This window comes from Mucilaginibacter humi (assembly GCF_013087555.1).
On the sequence record NZ_JABFCR010000069.1, the window covers coordinates 1 to 17,725 of the forward strand.

A 17,725-nucleotide genomic window follows, 5' to 3' on the forward strand; every position below is an offset into this window, starting at 1 on the left:
TTGCTAAAAACATAACCTTATTTTAAATGTAGATAATTGCTTTGCGACTCCGTTATTGCAAAAGCCTATTGACTATGGTGCCGACCTGGTTGTACACTCGGCTACTAAATGGATAGACGGACAGGGCAGGGTACTGGGTGGTGTTGTTGTCGGCCGTGCAGACCTTATAAAAGAGATCTACTTGTTTTGCCGTAATACCGGGCCGACGTTGTCGCCATTTAACGCACGGGTATTAAGCAAGAGTTTAGAAACACTTGATGTGCGTATGCAGCGCCATTGTGAAAACGCATTAAAAGTTGCCGAAACCCTACAAGATAATCCACATGTTGCATCCGTAAAGTATCCTTTTTGCCGAGTCATCCGCAGTATGAAATTGCCAAAAAACAAATGACAGCAGGTGGAGGTGTGTTTTGCATGGAGATAAAAGGTGGTGTAGAAGCAGGTCGCAAATTTCTTGACGCGTTGCAACTTCTTTCTGTCACCGCTAATCTGGGTGATAGTCGCAGTATTGCTTCGCACCCGGCAAGTACTACCCATTCAAGGTTAACCAGCGAGCAACAGTTAAGTGTTGGTATTACGCCGGGGTTGATCCGGATCTCTACCGGGTTAGAAAAAGTAGACGATATCATAGCTGATATTACTCAGGCTTTAGAAAAAGCGCGGTTTAATACTGCTCTTTTTCTGTTTCATATCATACAATTGTATAGTATTAAGTCCAATTATTGTAATTACAATAATTGGACTTTGTTATTATATAGCAAGTTGTAGCAGGTTTGGTTTATGGCATTGCAATTGCCTGTACAGGTTAACTTACCCTTATTAGGAAAGATCAACTAAAACAACAAGTATGAAAACAAATTTAAAAAAAGCCGCCCTTATGATGACAGGGGTCCTGTTAGGCGGTAGCGTATTAGCCCAAACTTCCGACACTGTGAGCAGTGAATCTGTTAAACCATTTTCGGGCGTTGGTGCTTACAACACCGGTCGCTTGGCATCAATGCGGGTTTGCCATCATTAATACTGGCAACAGGCGGACATAATGGCTTTGACCACTGGGAACCAACTTTGGGTTATGGCCTATCCATCAGAAAACAGCTCGTGCACTCGTTTGGTTTACAACTTGATTACAATGGTGGTACGGTAAAAGGAGGTGTGTCTTCAAATGTACCTTACATTACCAACACCAACGGTAATCGTTACAAAGCGTTTAGTACTAAATTTAACCAGGTTGCTTTAAGCGGTGTATTCAACTTTGCTACAGTTGATTATCTACGTCGTAAAAATGCAGTGCAATTTTTCTTAAACGCCGGTTTAGGTGTAGTATATTATGAACCTACTGTTACTGGTTACACTGATAGCAGTTTCCCTACAGCATCAACTTCTTCTTTTAAATCATCTGCTTTGGTTATGCCATTAGGTGCAGGGGTTAAGTTCAGAGTTAGCGATGCAGTTGCTATAAACTTAGGTTATAATGAAAACTTTATTGATGCGAGCAGCTTTAACGGTGTTAATCAATATCCTAAAACCAGTCACTATTCATATGGTTATGGCGGTATAGAGTTTTCTTTGGGCGCAAAATCAAAACCACATTTACAGTGGGCTAACCCAATTGTTTCTATTCAAAACGAATATTTAACTGAAGAGGCAAGGTTGCAACGTCAAATCGACGCTCAAAAAGCAGCAAATGATCAGTTGAGAGCTGATATGGCCGCAGCTACAGCTAATCTTGCAAAATACACTGCTGATAGTGATGGTGATGGTGTGTCTGACTTTTTTGATAAATGTCCCGGTACTCCTTCTGGCGTAAAAGTTGATGGCGCAGGTTGTCCGCTTGCAGTAGCCCCTGCACCAGCACCTGTTACTAAAGTTTTTGTAACCGAAGAGGATAGAAAAATAGTTAGAGAAGCTATCCGTAACCTTGAGTTTGACTTTGGTAAAGCAACAATCCGTGCACATTCATTCCCAAGTTTAAACAGGGTTGCTCAATTATTAATTGACAAAAACTTTAGCTTGAAATTAGCCGGTCACACAGATAATGTTGGATCAAACGATGCTAACATGAAATTATCTAAGGCACGTGCCGAATCTGTGAAAAACTACCTTGTAGATAAAGGTGCCAACGCATCACGTATTGAAGCTACAGGTTATGGCGAAACTCAGCCAATTGCAACTAACAAAACTGCAAAAGGTCGTCAACAAAACCGTCGTGTAGAGTTTACGTTGTTTTAAACATAACTAACACTTCAAAAAGAAAACCCGGCTTTTGGCCGGGTTTTTCTTTATACGCAAGATTAACTAATCACTAATTAACACCAACCTCTAATTATAAACAAATTCGCCAAATTCAGAGCGAACGGTAACTTGTTTCTTTGAGGCAGTCTCAACACGGCCAATAATTTGTGCTTCAACACCAAAACTTTGCGAGATCTTTATCAGGTCAGCTGCAATCTCTTCAGGTACATACAGCTCCATGCGGTGCCCCATGTTAAACACCTTGTACATTTCCTGCCAGCTGGTTTTTGATTCTTCCTGTATCAGCTTAAATAAGGGTGGGATAGGGAAGAGGTTATCTTTAATAATATGCAGGTCATCAACAAAGTGCAACACCTTGGTTTGCGCACCACCACTGCAATGTACCATGCCGTTTATCTGGCTCCGGTATTGATCTAATATTTTTTTGATGATAGGTGCGTAAGTACGGGTTGCTGATAATACCAGTTTACCTGCATTAACTGATAGACCATTACCAATAGCAATAGCATCAGTAAGTGATTTTGTACCCGAGAATATTAATTCATAAGGAATAGCGGCGTCATAAGCTTCGGGATATTTATCAGCTATGGTTTTATTAAAAACATCATGGCGCGCAGATGTTAATCCGTTCGATCCCATACCTCCATTATATTCGCTTTCATAATTTGCCTGGCCGTATGATGCCAGCCCTACAATAACGTCGCCCGGTTTTATACGATCGTTCGATATCACATCGCTGCGCTTCATCCGGCAGGTAACTGTCGAGTCTACTATTATGGTACGTACCAGGTCGCCTACATCGGCAGTCTCACCACCTGTCGAGTAGATACCTATACCGGCATCCCTTAATTCGGCTAATATTTCTTCGGTACCATTTATAATAGCAGCAATTACTTCGCCCGGTATCACGTTTTTGTTCCTGCCGATGGTTGATGATAATAATATATTATCTATTGCGCCTATACAAAGCAGGTCATCAAGGTTCATGATAATAGCATCCTGTGCTATACCGCGCCATACGGATATATCGCCGGTTTCTTTCCAGTAAGTATAGGCTAATGATGATTTTGTACCCGCTCCGTCAGCATGCATAATGTTGCAATACTCAGGGTCGTTGGTTAAAATATCGGGTACTATCTTACAGAATGCTTTAGGGAAAATCCCTTTGTCAATATTCTTTATAGCGTTGTGTACATCGTCTTTTGAGGCCGACACGCCCCGTTGATCATATCTTTGCGAAGAAACCATGCGGCAAATATAGGTTTTATAATAAAAAAGCCTTCCGGATTTCTCAGGAAGGCTTGATTACTATTTAATAAATAGTAATTCTCTGAATTTTGGCAGCGGCCACAACGAGTCGTCAACCAATTGCTCCAGCTTATCTACGTGGTAACGTATGGGTTGGAAGTATGATTTTACCTTTTCATCATAAGTAATAGCTTTTTCGCGCAGGTCCTCAATATCATTTGCCTTTTTACGCTCGGCTACCATTTGGTCGCAGTTTTCTTTGATGAAATTAACATGCTCGGCAATCTTGTTTATAATATCTAACTGTACCTGGTAAGCTGATTTGTCCAACCCAAGGTCCTTTAAGCCTTTGGCATTTTCAACCAGCTTGCTTTGGTAATCAATTGCTGATGGGATAATGATGTTCATTACCAGTTCGCCAATAACGCGGGCCTCTATCTGTAATTTTTTATAAAAAGCCTCTAAAAGTATTTCATGGCGGGCATGTGCTTCGCGTTTAGTAAATACCGCATTTTCAGCATATAATATTTCAGATTTCTCTGATATAAATGCGTCAAGGGCCTTTGGTGTGGTTTTAAAGTTTGATAAACCTCTTGCCGCCGCTTCTTTTTCCCATTCTTCGCTATAACCATTACCTTCAAAACGGATGCTTTTTGATTCTTTGATGTATTTTTTGATGATCATTAATAAAGCGACATCTTTCTTCTCGCCTTTCTTTAATAACTTATCTACATCGTATTTGAATTTTTTAAGCTGATCAGCAACAATCAGGTTAAGGATAGTCATAGGGCTGGCCGAGTTAGCCGACGAACCAACGGCGCGCAACTCAAATTTATTACCCGTGAACGCAAATGGTGATGTACGGTTACGGTCGGTATTGTCTTTTAATATTTGCGGGATCTTAGGGATGCCCTGCCATAGTAAAGCCTCATCCTTAACTTTTTTACTGATGCGGGAAGTTTCTATCTCATCCAAAAGTTCGCTTAGCTGACTGCCCGGAATATAGATATAATAGCAGGTGGGGCTTCGTTGGCACCCAGGCGGTGGTCATTATTTACTGATGCTATAGATGCCCGCAACAGATCGGCATGCTCATATACAGCTTTAATAGTATTCACAAAAAACGTCAGGAACATTAAATTGTTCTTAGGCGTTTTGCCCGGCGATAATAAGTTTTTACCGGTGTTGGTAATCATCGACCAGTTGTTATGCTTCCCCGAGCCGTTGATGCCAGCATAAGGTTTCTCATGCAGTAGCACCTTAAAGTTATGGCGCTTGGCTACGCGGTCCATCAGGTCCATTAATAATTGGTTGTGGTCTATAGCCAGGTTAATTTCTTCATAAATAGGGGCGCACTCAAATTGTGAGGGCGCAACCTCGTTATGGCGTGTCTTTAATGGGATCCCTAGTAATAATGATTCGGTTTCCATGTCCTGCATAAAGGCGTATACCCGTTCAGGTATCGATCCAAAGTAATGATCCTCTAACTGCTGGTTTTTGCAGACATATGGCCAAATAAGGTGCGGCCGGTTAGGTGCAGATCAGGGCGTGCATTAAACAAAGCCAGGTCAACTAAAAAGTATTCCTGCTCAATACCTAATGATGCGTTTACTTTTTCAATGCCTTTATCAAAATAATGGCAAACATCAACCGCTGCTTTATCTAAAGCGCTAACCGCTTTTAACAATGGTACTTTATAATCAAGGGCCTCGCCGGTGTAGGATACAAAGACGGTGGGGATACACAAGGTACGTGCCATTAAAAATGCAGGCGATGATGGGTCCCACGCAGTATAACCCCGTGCTTCAAAAGTATTGCGGATACCGCCGCTTGGGAAACTCGAAGCATCGGGCTCCTGTTGTGCCAGCGCATCGCCAGAAAATACTTCAATAGCGCCGCCGTCGGCAGTAGGTTCAAAAAATGAGTCGTGTTTCTCGGCGGTGGTGCCGGTAAGTGGCTGGAACCAGTGTGTGTAATGGGTAGCGCCTTTACCTAAAGCCCATGATTTCATGGCCGTAGCAACCTGTTCAGCCATATCCCGCGGTATCGGTTCTCCTTTTTCTATCGAGTTTACTATACTATTATAAGCCTCTTTTGACAGAAGCTCCTTCATTTTCTTGATATCGAACACATTTGCTCCATAAAAGTCAGAAATTTTTGAAGAAGGGAACTTTACTTCAGGAATTGTACGGGTTAATACCGCCTGTAGGGCTTGAAAACGAATATTAGGCATGATTTGCGTTTTAGTTTTGATGGTTTACCTCAAAATTAGAATTATACTTTAAAATAAAAGGTAATTATTAAAGGAATTATAAAAGATTAATATTTTTTTCAAAAATCTTTATGTGAGCGTGTTTTTTTTTAAGATTGGACTAGTTATTTACATTTTTTGTATTTTTTTATAATCAAAAATGGTGTTTGTTTAATATTTTGTAACGATTTAACGATTAAATCGGAATTAAATCAGGTTAAATGCAATTAAATCAAATATTTTAGTGTTAAATAATTGTGTAAATTATATTACTTATAGTTTTTCAATTAAAAATTATTTAAAAAACTCATAAATAAGACTACTAAATTTATATATTTTGTAATAATTACAGTTTTAATGCAATTATTTTAATCAAACTATTGTTTTTTATAAAATTCGTACATAATTTTATGAAAATATTAACAAACTGATATTTCAACAACGATAATGTTAATATTTAACCGATAAACTTGCAACAACGCTTACCATAATATATTAAAAACAAAATCACATTTAACTAATTCACAAAAATCAACAACAAGATGAAAGTAAAACAACCAAAATTCACCCTGTTCACCGCATTTCGCGGATTGACGAGGGAGAAATGGGCGCTGGGGGCGACCATTTTAACTGGAAAAATGATTGGCTTAGGCTTAGTAGTGACAGCAATGTTTACTATCCCCGGATTATTACCTACGGCAGCCCACGCTGCTGACGCCGCAAAACCAACAGATATTGAAACTTCAATAATGAATTCAATAAATACAGTTTGGACATTGGTTGCTGCTTTCTTAGTTTTTGGTATGCAAGCCGGTTTCGTAATGCTTGAAGCTGGTTTCGCACGTAAAAGAGAAACTGTTAACGTTTTAATGGAGTGTATATATGATACCTGCCTTTGCGGTATTTTATTCTACGCCGTTGGTTACGCATTTATGTTTGGCCATGGTAACGGATTTATAGGATGGGGTGGAGCCGATGGTAAAAACTGGTTCTTCTTACAAAACACGCCAGCAACTTACGAAGCTTACGGCGTACCTATCCTGGCGCACTGGATCTTCCAATATGCTTTTGCTGATACCTGCTCAACCATTGTATCTGGTGCAATGATCGGCCGTACAAGCTTCCGTGGCGATATCCTTTATAGTATAGGGATTACAGGATTTATCTATCCAATAATTGGCCACTGGGCCGGGGACCTGATGGCTTCCCGGTAACCATGGGTACACCAACCGGTTTCTTACCGGGATTAGGCCGGGGCTTCCGCGATTTTGCAGGCTCAACCGTAGTACACACTATTGGCGGGGTAGCATCATTGGCCGGTGCAATTGTATTAGGCCCGCGTTTAGGCAGAATATTTGCCCGCGACGACAAAGAAAAAGGAGGAATGCCACCGGGACACAATATGGCATTAGCAGCTATTGGTACATTTATTCTTTGGTTCGGCTGGTACGGTTTTAACCCGGGCAGTACATTATCAGGTATGGATGTACAGGGTATAGGCCGCGTTGCTGCCAATACAACGCTTGCAGCCTGCTCTGGCGGTATGATGGCTATGTTAGCCGGATTATGGTGGGGCCCTACAAAAGGCAAATTTGATTTAGGTTATACCTTAAATGGTTTGTTAGGTGGTTTGGTTGCTATTACCTGCCCTTGCTATTGGGTTAGCCCGCTTGGCGCGCTTGCATTAGGTGCCGTTGCAGGTTTCTTAGTATACGCAGCAATGAACTTTATCGAGTGGTTACGTATTGACGATCCGGTTGGTGCAGTATCTGTACACGGTTTCTGCGGTATCTGGGGTACCTTATCATTAGGTTTATTCGCTTCTGGTCAATACGGTGTAACAGGTGTTGCCGGACCGGATAATAGCGCACCTGTAACAGGTTTATTTTATGGTGGTGGTGCAAGCGTATTAGAAGCGCAAGCTATCGGAACTTTTACAGTCGCTATCGCAACATTTGTGGTTGCAATTACCATGATGTATATCATTAACAAATTACCTAATCCATGGAGATTGCGTGTTGAAGAACATGGCGAGCTTGGTGTGGGCGGTATAGATATGTTTGATCATGGTGTTGAGGTATACCCGGTAACGGATGACGATATCAGTTTAAGCGGCCTTTTTGATAAAGGAACTAAAGTAACGGCTTAAGGATATTATATATTAAAACCCTTGTGCGGCTGATAATTGCCACGCAGTTATCAATTGTACAAGGGTTTGTTATAAGGTTATTTTTTAATAACAAGTCTTGTCCTTATTGATAAAAGACCACGTCATTTTGGTAGGATGATAACTGTTGCAGAAAAGAGAATTGAAAGATAAATAAATGAAGGTCAGTTAGTTAATAAATAGTTAAGCCTGATGGCAATAGTTTTGTAAACGTGCAAATAATTAAATTTTAATATATCAATCAAACAACAATTATCAATTAAACAACAATTATTAATTAAACACTTATCAATCAAATCATGAAAAAATTATTACTATTATTACTTAGTGTATCTGCATTTAGCCCGGCATCAAAAGCGCAGGATACGGTTAAAACCACAGGTGATGCTCCACTTGTAATCTGGGGTTCGGTAGATGCTTATTATAAGTATGATCTTTCTGGCCACACTAATATCCCAACCAGTTTTGCTACCGATCAAAACTCTTTCTCAATAGGAATGCTTGACCTTGGTGTTAAGAAAAAGTAGGTAAAGCATCATTTATGGGTGAAATATCTTTTGGCCCGAGAGGACAGTATCAATCAATACCTGTGGTTAGTGGCGAGTCATACCACATCCAAAACTTAAACGTATCTTATGATATAACCGATAACTTCAGTTTAGCCGGTGGTTATTTCGGAACGTTTATTGGTTATGAAGTAATCAGCCCTGTAGGCAACTTTAACTATTCAACTTCATACCTGTTTACTAACGGCCCGTTCCAAAACGCAGGTGTTAAAGCTACTTTCACTTTCTCGCCGGCTGCCAGCTTAATGGTAGGTGTATTTAATGACGACTGGAACGTATATACCGCAACCAGCAGAATCAATACTGTTGGCGCGCAGTTAATGTTATCACCTGTTAAAGGCTGGACTGCTTACTTAAACGTATTATCAGGGCCTGCATCAGGTACACTCTTGGATTTAACAACTGCTTACCAGATTACAGACGCGTTTAAATTAGGCTTAAATGCAGCTAACAAAACCGGTAATGGCTTACCTAACTACAAAGGCGTAGCAATCTATCCTAACGTAACTGTAGCTAAAGGTGTTGCTTTAGGTTTACGCGGCGAGTATTTCAAATTCTCGGCAGCAGGTTCAGAAGCTACAACCGCCGTTACTTTTACTGCTAACATCAAATCAGGTCCGTTAACTTTCATTCCTGAAGTTAGATTGGACAACAACAGTGCTGGTCCGTTTACTGACAGCAATGGTGCTGCTACTAAATCAGCTTCTCAATTTTTGTTAGCTGCTGTTTATGCATTCTAATTAGGAAAGTTCATAGAATTGTTTAAGATGAAGCTGTCCCGACAAAATCGGGGCAGCTTTTTTGTTTTAGAGAGATTTTTAGAAAACATACAATTGCAATATTGTTGCATTAAAATTGAATTCTTTTCAGCAAAATCCTTTGCTTGTTGCTTTAGTAAAAATGAGAGAGTCTAATCATTACAATAATTGTAAAAAGCAACTTTGTTGCAACAATTAATATTTGGTAAGCGTTAATATTGATATAACTTAAATTTTAACCATTATGCTTATCTCAAACTTTAATTTGTGCAAGTCCGAGTGGCTCGAACTTGTATTTGAAAAACGTAACAAAGAATATGGCGCTTACTACATCAGGCAACATTATGCCGATACAGTAGTTAAAGCCATGCTGATTGCTTTCGCTACAGTGATAACCGCGACTGCTGTCACTGGTGTTTTAATCAGGGTAAAACCTGCTACTGAACGGATGGTACAAGTCAATAATGATCCGGTTTATCAAATACCGCCTGTCAAGAAAATAGAACCCCCAAAACCCAAAGTTGAACAACCCAAAGCAGCAGCGGCTTTACCTGCAACACCAGTTAATACTACCGGGTTTATACCACCGGTTGTGGTAGAAGACCCTAAGGCCGAAGAACTGCCTAAAATAGCTGAGCTTACCGGTGTAATTGGTCAGGAAACAATAAAAGGTGCTGGACAAGGCATTGCGCCAATTGATAATCCCGGAAAAGGAGGTGAAGGTTTAGGCAACGGTGCAGGAGAATCACCCGATAAAGAATTTTTGACAGCCGAAATAATGCCACAACCGGTTGGCGGCACTACCAGCTGGACAAAGTTTTTGCAAAACACCATACGCTACCCGCGCCGGGCATTAGATAATGAAATTGGTGGCCGGGTAATGGTAAGTTTTATAGTGGAAAGGGACGGGCATTTATCAAATATCCACGTAGAACGTGGCCCCGGCTATGGCCTTGACGAAGAAGCTGCACGTGTTTTAAAATTAGCTAAACCGTGGATACCGGGTAAGCAAAACGGTCAGCCGGTTCGGGTAAAACTTACGTTGCCGGTTAATTTTACTTTCAGCGAATAATTTTTTATAAGCCAAAAGGCAAAAAAGGCGAAAGGTAAAAGTTGTTTTGAACGAGCGGGATAGATGAGGGTGCTATTTAACTTTTACCTCAACCTTTTGCCTTTTACTTTTAATCCTTTCACCTTTTTTTTCTTACTTTTGGGCATCCTTTCAAAAAAACAATACAACATTGGAGACCCAAGAACTTACCACCGTTGAAACAGCCAAAGATTTAGGCTTATTACCCGCCGAATACGACCGAATAATAGAAATACTGGGCCGCGTACCCAACTTTACCGAGTTATCTATATTCTCTGTAATGTGGAGCGAGCACTGCTCCTACAAAAACTCAATCACCTGGTTAAAAACTTTACCAAAAGATAGTCCGCGTATGCTGGCCAAAGCCGGCGAAGAAAATGCAGGTTTGGTTGACTTAGGCGATGGCATAGGCTGCGCATTTAAAATAGAATCGCACAACCACCCATCGGCGTTAGAGCCTTACCGTGGTGCTGCTACAGGTGTTGGCGGTATTAACCGCGATATTTTTACCATGGGAGCAAGACCCATCGCGCAGCTAAACTCACTGCGTTTTGGCGATATTAACCTGGATAAAACCAAATGGCTAATTAAAGGTGTTGTTAAGGGCATCAGCCATTATGGTAACGCCTTTGGTATACCAACTGTTGGCGGCGAGTTGTTTTTTGACGATTGCTATAATATAAATCCGTTGGTCAACGCTTTCTCGGCCGGTATTGTTAAGGCCGGCGAAACCGTATCCGCAACCTCATATGGTGTTGGTAACCCGGTTTATATCGTAGGTTCGGCTACAGGTAAAGACGGGATCCATGGCGCGGCATTCGCATCAAAAAATATTACCGAGGATTCTGTTAACGATTTGCCGGCCGTACAGGTAGGCGACCCGTTCCAGGAGAAATTGTTATTGGAAGCTACTTTAGAAGTTATTAAAACCGGCGCCGTTGTTGGTATGCAGGATATGGGCGCGGCAGGTATTATCTGCTCAAACTCAGAAATGTCTGCCAAGGGTGAGCATGGTATGCGCATTAATTTAGATGCAGTGCCAACACGCCAGGAAAATATGAAACCTTTTGAGATCTTGTTATCAGAATCTCAGGAGCGGATGCTGATCGTGGTACACAAAGGCCGCGAAAAAGAAGTTGAAGCTGTTTTTGATAAATGGGATCTTAACTGCGCCATTATAGGCGAGGTTACCGATACCAAACGCACGGAATATTATGCAGGCGGTAAATTGGTTGCCGATGTACCTGCTGATGACTGGTATTAGGCGGCGGAGCGCCAGTTTATGAGCGCGAATACCGAGAGCCTGCTTATTTTGCCGAAAATCAGAAATTTAAAATTGATGATGTACCTGAGCCTGCTAATTTATTAGACGTGGCCGAGCATTTAATATCGCACCCAAACATTGCTTCAAAACGCTGGGTTAGTGATCAATACGACTCGATGGTGGGGGTATCAACCATGACCACCAACCGCCCAAGCGACGCGGCTGTGGTGAATGTTATTGGTACCGATAAAGCCATTGTCATAACAGTTGATTGCAACTCACGCTACGTATATGCCGATCCGCAGAAAGGTACAGCTATAGCGGTGGCTGAAGCTGCACGTAATATTACCTGCGCCGGTGGCGAGCCAGTGGCTATAACCAATTGCTTAAACTTTGGTAACCCTTATGTTCCTGAAGTTTACTGGCAGTTTGTTGGCGCCATAAAAGGGATGGGCGAGGCCTGCCGCAAATTTGAAACCCCGGTTACAGGCGGTAACGTGAGTTTTTATAACCAGTCGACAGATGATGGTCCGGTATTTCCTACACCAACCATTGGTATGTTAGGTGTGATGGATGATATCAGCAATATCATGACGTCTGACTTTAAACAGCCTGATGATTTAATTTACTTAATTGGTGAATCGGTTAACGATATCGCATCGTCACAATACTTAGCATCGTACCATAAAATACTTGCTGCACCTGCGCCGCATTTTGATATCGATAAAGAATACGATATGCAGCAGGTAGTTAAAGAGCTGATCAAACATAAAATGATCCAGTCGGCACATGATGTGGCCGACGGTGGCTTGTTTGTTACGTTGGTTGAGTCGGCCCTGCCGAATGGCTTGGGCTTTGATATCGTATCAGACGGTTCTATCCGTAAAGATGCTTTCCTGTTTGGCGAGGCACAAGGCAGGGTAGTGGTAAGCGTAGCACCGGCCGATCAGGAGCGCTTTATCGAGCTGATGGCTACCAGCGAAGTTGAATTTAGTTTATTGGGTACGGTTACTCATCTGGGTAATTTAACAATTGACGAAGAACCTTTTGGGAACATCATGGATGTTAAACTCGTATACGATAACGTATTACATGTGATATTAGGAGACTAAATGCTGAAGATTAACCGGGTACACCATATCGCTATAATATGCTCAGACTACGAACGGTCGAAGCACTTTTATACGCAGATACTCGGATTTAAAATACTACAGGAGAACTATCGCGCGGAGCGCAAATCATACAAGCTTGATCTGGAAGTGGGCAACTTATACCAGATCGAGCTTTTTTCTTTCCCGACCCAACACCAAGGCCATCGCGACCTGAAGCTGCCGGCCTGCGCCATTTAGCTTTCGAGGTGGATAATATTGATGATGCAGTAGCAGCTATTGTTGCCGATGGTGTTATTGTGGAGCCGATCCGCATAGATGAGTTTACCGGCAAGCGTTTTACTTTTTTGCTGATCCGGATGGATTGCCTATTGAATTTTACGAGAAGTAAACTAAATCCAAATTATCATTTCGAAGCGTAGCGAGAAATCTTATACGCAGGACAGGTCGCACGTATAGGATTTCTCACTCGTTCCTCGTTTCGAAATGACATGCACGGGTATTATTTAATACATTCGCCTAATGTTCCGCTTTAAACAATTTAACGTTGACCAAACCGGCTGCGCCATGAAGATCAATACCGATGGGGTACTGTTGGGCGCTTTGGCGGAGGCAGATCAACCCAAGACAATATTAGATATTGGCACCGGCACCGGGGTAATTGCTTTAATGCTGGCGCAACGGTTTGCTAATGCAAATATCGATGCTGTTGAAATAGATGCAACTGCTTCAGCAACTGCCGGGCGCAATTTTGCGGGCTCGCCATTTGCAGTCCGGTTGAATTTATATGCCGATAGCTTTGAAAGCTATTTTAATAAACATCCCGGCAGTAAATATGACCTGATCGTTTCTAACCCGCCATTCTACATTAATTCGTTAGAATCGCCGGGGGTAAAAAAGAGTTTAGCCAAGCATACCGATGCGGATTTTTTTGAAACGCTGGTAGCATCCACCCGAAAACATTTAAGCGATACCGGTGAGTTTTGGCTGATACTGCCCTTGCAAACCGCGCAGTTAGTTAAAGTGATGGCTGTTGATAACGGTTTGAATTTAAAGCAGGCCATAAATGTTTTATCTTACCCAGATTCAGATCCCCATAGGGAAATATTGATATTTACATTAACGAAAGAAAAGAAAATGGATGAATGGTTTGTTATTTACCAGAGCCAAAAGTATATTCGCAGCAGTATGAAGGGGCGTTAAAGCCGTTTTTTACGATATTTTAGACAAGCGCGTCATTGCGAACGAGGAACGAGTGAGGCAATCTCTACACGGTAGGCGGCTTAGCTACCTTTCGTGTAGAGATCGCCACGCCACGCTCGCGATGACGCATAACATAAATTCGAATGACCCGCATAGGCTTAATCTCTGACACCCACAGCTACCTTGACGATGCCGTATTCAAGCATTTCGAGGACTGCGACGAGATCTGGCACGCCGGCGATTTTGGAAATATAGAACTGGCAGATCAACTGGCTGCTTTTAAACCTTTACGTGGGGTTTATGGCAACATTGATGGCAAAGAGATCCGCCAGGTTTATCGAGAAAATCTGCGATTTAAATGCGAAGATATGGATGTTTGGATGACACATATTGGTGGTTACCCGGATAGATATGATCTGCGGATTAGAGCGGAGATCTATGCTAATCCGCCGCAACTGTTTATATCGGGTCACTCGCATATTTTAAAGGTAATCTATGATAAAAAGATAAACTGCCTGCATCTAAACCCCGGCGCGGCAGGTAAACAAGGCTGGCAAAAAGTGCGCACATTAATGCGCTTTAATATCGAAGGAAACAAGATCCGGGACCTGCAGGTGATTGAGTTGGGAAGTAAGTAACATACCTAAGCTACTTAGACATGTTTCGCGCTAATTATTTTACTCCAATTTAATTTTCTTAAAAAATGAATATAAGTTACTTATTAACAGGTTCTTACTTTGGTTATTTAAACTGTTTGTACTGTTGCAAAGTGTTTCACTATTTTATGAAACACTTTGCTTGTTAAAACATATTGGTTTTAGCCGCTTCCATCTCGAAAACCGAATCGATCAGCAACTCTCTTTGCTTACCTGCTGCTACCGCCAATTCATCGCAGCGCTCGTTTTCGGGGTGCCCGTTGTGCCCGCGTACCCAAGTGAATTTGATGTTGTGTAGCTTGCTGATATCGAGGTATCGCAGCCACAGGTCCTTGTTTTTTTATCTTTAAAACCCTTTTGCAGCCAGCCGTAAACCCAGCGTTTTTCTATCGAATCGATAACATATTTAGAATCAGAATAGATCATGACATCTTGGTTAGGCTTGTTGATAGCTTCAAGTCCTTTAATTACCGCCAGTAGTTCCATGCGGTTATTGGTGGTTTTACGGAAACCTTCCGACAGTTCCTTATAATGCTGCCCCGAGCGTAAGATCACCCCATATCCACCCGGACCCGGGTTGCCACTTGATGCACCGTCTGTGTAAATTTCTATCATTCGCCCCCGGCCCCCTAAAGGAGGAGTCGGAATATCGGCTAAAAATAATGAAAATCCTGATTAGTTGTTCCCCCTTTAGGGGTTAGGGGGGCTATCCGTTTGCTTTTCAGCCTGATTGAATTGCCAATAACCACCACATCAGAAAAAGCCATGGTAAACGCGCCCACCATCGGGTTCAGGAAACCTAATGCAGCTACCGGGATGGCAACAATATTATAGGCAAATGCCCAAAAAAGGTTTTGTTTGATGGTAAGCAAAGTATGCTTGCTGATCTGCAGGAATTTGACTACCGAGCCGAGGTCGGTATTTAGCAAAATAACCCGTGCCGATTGGATAGCTACCTGGCTGGCATCATTCATAGAGACACCAACATCAGCTTTGGTAAGGGCAGGGGCATCGTTAATGCCATCGCCTATCATTACGGTTTTACCCTTTTGCTTATAGATGTCGATGACGCTGAGTTTCTCGTCGGGTAGTTTCTCGGCATGCACCTCGTTGATACCGATAGCTTTGGCGACCTTTAAGCAGCGGTTTTCACGATCGCCGCTTAATAGTACCGGCACAATACCCATCGCCTTAAGCTGGCTTATTAATGATGTCGCTTCGGGTTTAATGGTATCATCAATAGCAATCTGTGCCAGCAATACTGGTTTTTATAAAGCGACAGGTTAAAGTCGTTTTCATTAGCTGTTTTACCAGTACCCAGGAAATAATTATTGCCGTCCACATCTTCGGCACGCATGCCTAAACCTTTTTCCTCGGTGGCGCTGCGTAATATCAGCTTGCTTTTAGGCTGATTCTTCAACCCATCCACTAACGACTTAGCGATAGGGTGGTTAGAGCGTTCCTCGATAGCTACAATTATGCCGCGTATATGTTCCAGATCAACGCCGTCCTCAACCTTAATATCATTAATGCTGAACTTGCCGGTGGTTAGCGTTCCGGTTTTATCAAATACAATGTATTTGGTGTTGGCCACAGCTTCAATAGTGTCGCCGCCTCTAATCAATATACCATTCTTTGCCGCACGACCCAGCCCAACCATAACTGCAGTAGGTGTAGCCAAACCCATAGCACAGGGACAGGAGATCACCAGCACCGCTATGGCATTCATTAATGATACCTGCAGGCCCTTATCGGTTAAAAAGTAAGTAGCCACAAAGGTTATAACGGCTATAAGTATCACGGCAGGTACGAATATCGAAGCTACCTTATCACCCAGTTTTTGTACCGGTGGTTTAGCTGCCTGAGCCTTTTTCATTAACTCAATAATTTGCGACAGGATGGTGTTCGATCCTACCTTGGTAGCAATCATGCGGAAGTTACCGTTTACCACAATAGTCCCACCTATAACTTTATCGTATTTCTCCTTATCAACAGGTACGCTTTCGCCGGTAAGCATCGCCTCATCAACAGATGCGCTGCCTTCTAAAATATCACCGTCAACCGGGATCTTGTCACCATGATTAACTATCAGCGTATCACCGGCGCGTACATCCCGGGCATTGATCACCTCGACGGTACCATCAATAACCCGGTTTGCATTTACTTGCTGAAATTTAACCAGGTCCTTTACAGCCGATGTAGTTTGATTTACCGAACGTTTCTCGAAAACGTTACCGAGCAGTACCAGCGTAATAATAGTGGCGCAGGTCTCGTAAAATTGGTATTGTTCGCCCGGGTTTTGGATGGTACCCACCAAACTGTAAACGAAAGCAGAGGTGGAGCCGATAAAGATTAGCACATCCATATTAGGCAAACCGCCTTTAACCGAATGAAAAGCGCTCTTACCAAAATGCAGGCAGCCTACAATAAAAACCGGCACGCATAACAGCAATTGTACCATGGGCATATGCAGCATATGCCGGGGAAAACCATGTGCAAAAGCAGGGGAGCGGTGAATATCGCGCAGAAAGCAAACTTGTTTTCTACCTTCTCATAAAATTTTGGCTCGTGCTGGGTGCCTTCATCAACCACTTTAAAACCAAGTTGCTCAATGCCTTTAATTATCTCGGGCAGTTGTATGGTACCGTCGTTACTAAACTTTACTTCCTCGCCGGCAAAATCAACCAGGATGTTGTTTAAGCCTTTCTTCTCCAATAATTTATGTATGGATAGGGCGCAGTTATTGCAGTGCATCCCTGTTACATTTAATTCTATCAATTGCTCTGCCATAGTGATACAAATTTACTGATACACAAAGGCTAAACAGGTAAGGCTAATGTAATATTAAAAAAGGCTTTGCATTTAGTCTGAAGATTTATACATTTGCACTCCCAACACGGTAGATGTAGCTCAGTTGGTTAGAGCATCGGTTTGTGGTACCGAGGGTCGTGGGTTCGAGCCCCATCATTTACCCGGAAGCCTCTCATGAAAAATGGGAGGCTTTTTTGTTTAAAGACCTAGATAAAATAAGTGATAATCAAACTTATTAAAACTTCCCATTCATAAATTTATGAAAGAATAGCAAGTGATAAGAAAGGGAGTTGGCCCAATAAGCGCCGGTGTGCCCTCCAGGTCTTTCCGTATAATCATGTTCTATTCC

16 protein-coding genes, 1 tRNA gene and 3 pseudogenes are annotated in these 17,725 nt (G+C 42.1%); 14 read left to right on the forward strand and 6 right to left on the reverse strand.

The window, feature by feature from the left end:
• Positions 1 to 7: 7 nt before the first annotated feature.
• Positions 8 to 663: pseudogene (locus HK413_RS13140) on the forward strand (trans-sulfuration enzyme family protein); the annotation flags it as partial.
• A gap of 342 nt (positions 664 to 1,005) precedes the next feature.
• The gene (locus HK413_RS13145) at positions 1,006 to 2,229 is read left to right on the forward strand and encodes an OmpA family protein (RefSeq protein ID WP_175270461.1); all 1,224 of its coding nucleotides are present in this window, start codon (positions 1,006 to 1,008) and stop codon (positions 2,227 to 2,229) included.
• Between the two features lie 90 nt (positions 2,230 to 2,319).
• On the opposite strand, the gene HK413_RS13150 is transcribed toward HK413_RS13145, so the two are convergent.
• Together HK413_RS13150 and HK413_RS13155 are read right to left on the reverse strand one after the other, a co-directional pair.
• Complete coding sequence (locus HK413_RS13150) at positions 2,320 to 3,501, reverse strand: AIR synthase related protein (RefSeq protein ID WP_175270462.1); 1,182 nt, start codon at positions 3,499 to 3,501, stop codon at positions 2,320 to 2,322.
• Between the two features lie 60 nt (positions 3,502 to 3,561).
• Positions 3,562 to 5,734, reverse strand: a pseudogene (locus tag HK413_RS13155) (glutamine synthetase III family protein).
• 560 nt (positions 5,735 to 6,294) lie between these two features.
• Here HK413_RS13155 and HK413_RS20140 point away from each other — a divergent pair.
• The 11 genes from HK413_RS20140 (at position 6,295) to HK413_RS13190 (ending at position 14,547) form a co-directional block, all read left to right on the forward strand.
• Positions 6,295 to 6,966 (forward strand): ammonium transporter, encoded by a 672-nt coding sequence (locus tag HK413_RS20140; RefSeq protein WP_217452310.1) that lies wholly within the window; start codon positions 6,295 to 6,297, stop codon positions 6,964 to 6,966.
• A 2-nt stretch (positions 6,967 to 6,968) separates the two neighbouring features.
• Positions 6,969 to 7,901 (forward strand): ammonium transporter, encoded by a 933-nt coding sequence (locus tag HK413_RS15610; RefSeq protein WP_217452311.1) that lies wholly within the window; start codon positions 6,969 to 6,971, stop codon positions 7,899 to 7,901.
• A gap of 317 nt (positions 7,902 to 8,218) precedes the next feature.
• The gene (locus HK413_RS21590) at positions 8,219 to 8,446 is read left to right on the forward strand and encodes a hypothetical protein (protein WP_317169596.1); all 228 of its coding nucleotides are present in this window, start codon (positions 8,219 to 8,221) and stop codon (positions 8,444 to 8,446) included.
• Positions 8,447 to 8,460: 14 nt separating this feature from the next.
• Entirely contained in the window at positions 8,461 to 9,225 is a 765-nt protein-coding gene (locus HK413_RS13165; RefSeq protein ID WP_317169597.1) for an outer membrane beta-barrel protein, read from the forward strand.
• Positions 9,226 to 9,487: 262 nt separating this feature from the next.
• The gene (locus HK413_RS13170) at positions 9,488 to 10,315 is read left to right on the forward strand and encodes an energy transducer TonB (protein ID WP_175270463.1); all 828 of its coding nucleotides are present in this window, start codon (positions 9,488 to 9,490) and stop codon (positions 10,313 to 10,315) included.
• Between the two features lie 169 nt (positions 10,316 to 10,484).
• Complete coding sequence (gene purL / locus HK413_RS18530) at positions 10,485 to 11,597, forward strand: phosphoribosylformylglycinamidine synthase subunit PurL (RefSeq protein ID WP_246230529.1); 1,113 nt, start codon at positions 10,485 to 10,487, stop codon at positions 11,595 to 11,597.
• Between the two features lie 107 nt (positions 11,598 to 11,704).
• Complete coding sequence (locus tag HK413_RS18535) at positions 11,705 to 12,709, forward strand: AIR synthase related protein (RefSeq protein ID WP_317169598.1); 1,005 nt, start codon at positions 11,705 to 11,707, stop codon at positions 12,707 to 12,709.
• Positions 12,710 to 12,946, forward strand: coding sequence for a VOC family protein (locus tag HK413_RS22640; RefSeq protein ID WP_317169599.1), 237 nt, complete (start codon positions 12,710 to 12,712; stop codon positions 12,944 to 12,946).
• A complete protein-coding gene (locus tag HK413_RS22645; protein ID WP_449406798.1) occupies positions 12,934 to 13,128 on the forward strand; it encodes a hypothetical protein in 195 nt (64 codons plus the stop codon). The genes HK413_RS22640 and HK413_RS22645 overlap by 13 nt, the downstream gene beginning before the upstream one ends.
• Positions 13,129 to 13,228: 100 nt before the next feature.
• The gene (locus HK413_RS13185; RefSeq protein WP_217452312.1) at positions 13,229 to 13,909 is read left to right on the forward strand and encodes a tRNA1(Val) (adenine(37)-N6)-methyltransferase; all 681 of its coding nucleotides are present in this window, start codon (positions 13,229 to 13,231) and stop codon (positions 13,907 to 13,909) included.
• Between the two features lie 143 nt (positions 13,910 to 14,052).
• Positions 14,053 to 14,547, forward strand: coding sequence for a metallophosphoesterase family protein (locus HK413_RS13190; protein ID WP_175270465.1), 495 nt, complete (start codon positions 14,053 to 14,055; stop codon positions 14,545 to 14,547).
• 163 nt (positions 14,548 to 14,710) lie between these two features.
• Here the strand turns inward: HK413_RS13190 and rnhA are convergent.
• From rnhA to HK413_RS18540, 4 genes and pseudogenes are all read right to left on the reverse strand, one after another.
• Positions 14,711 to 15,180 (reverse strand): annotated as a pseudogene (gene rnhA, locus HK413_RS13195) (ribonuclease HI).
• A 38-nt stretch (positions 15,181 to 15,218) separates the two neighbouring features.
• Entirely contained in the window at positions 15,219 to 15,824 is a 606-nt protein-coding gene (locus HK413_RS20145) for an HAD-IC family P-type ATPase (protein WP_262886916.1), read from the reverse strand.
• Positions 15,770 to 17,026: a heavy metal translocating P-type ATPase gene (locus tag HK413_RS13200; RefSeq protein ID WP_262886917.1), complete on the reverse strand. Its 1,257-nt coding sequence runs from the start codon at positions 17,024 to 17,026 to the stop codon at positions 15,770 to 15,772. Before HK413_RS13200 ends, HK413_RS20145 begins: the two co-directional genes overlap by 55 nt.
• Positions 16,987 to 17,355 carry a cation transporter gene (locus tag HK413_RS18540; protein ID WP_246230530.1) on the reverse strand — a complete coding sequence of 123 codons (369 nt, stop codon included), beginning with the start codon at positions 17,353 to 17,355 and terminating at the stop codon, positions 16,987 to 16,989. Before HK413_RS18540 ends, HK413_RS13200 begins: the two co-directional genes overlap by 40 nt.
• Before the next feature lie 109 nt (positions 17,356 to 17,464).
• Here HK413_RS18540 and HK413_RS13205 point away from each other — a divergent pair.
• Positions 17,465 to 17,538, forward strand: a tRNA-His gene (locus HK413_RS13205).
• Positions 17,539 to 17,725 lie beyond the last annotated feature (187 nt).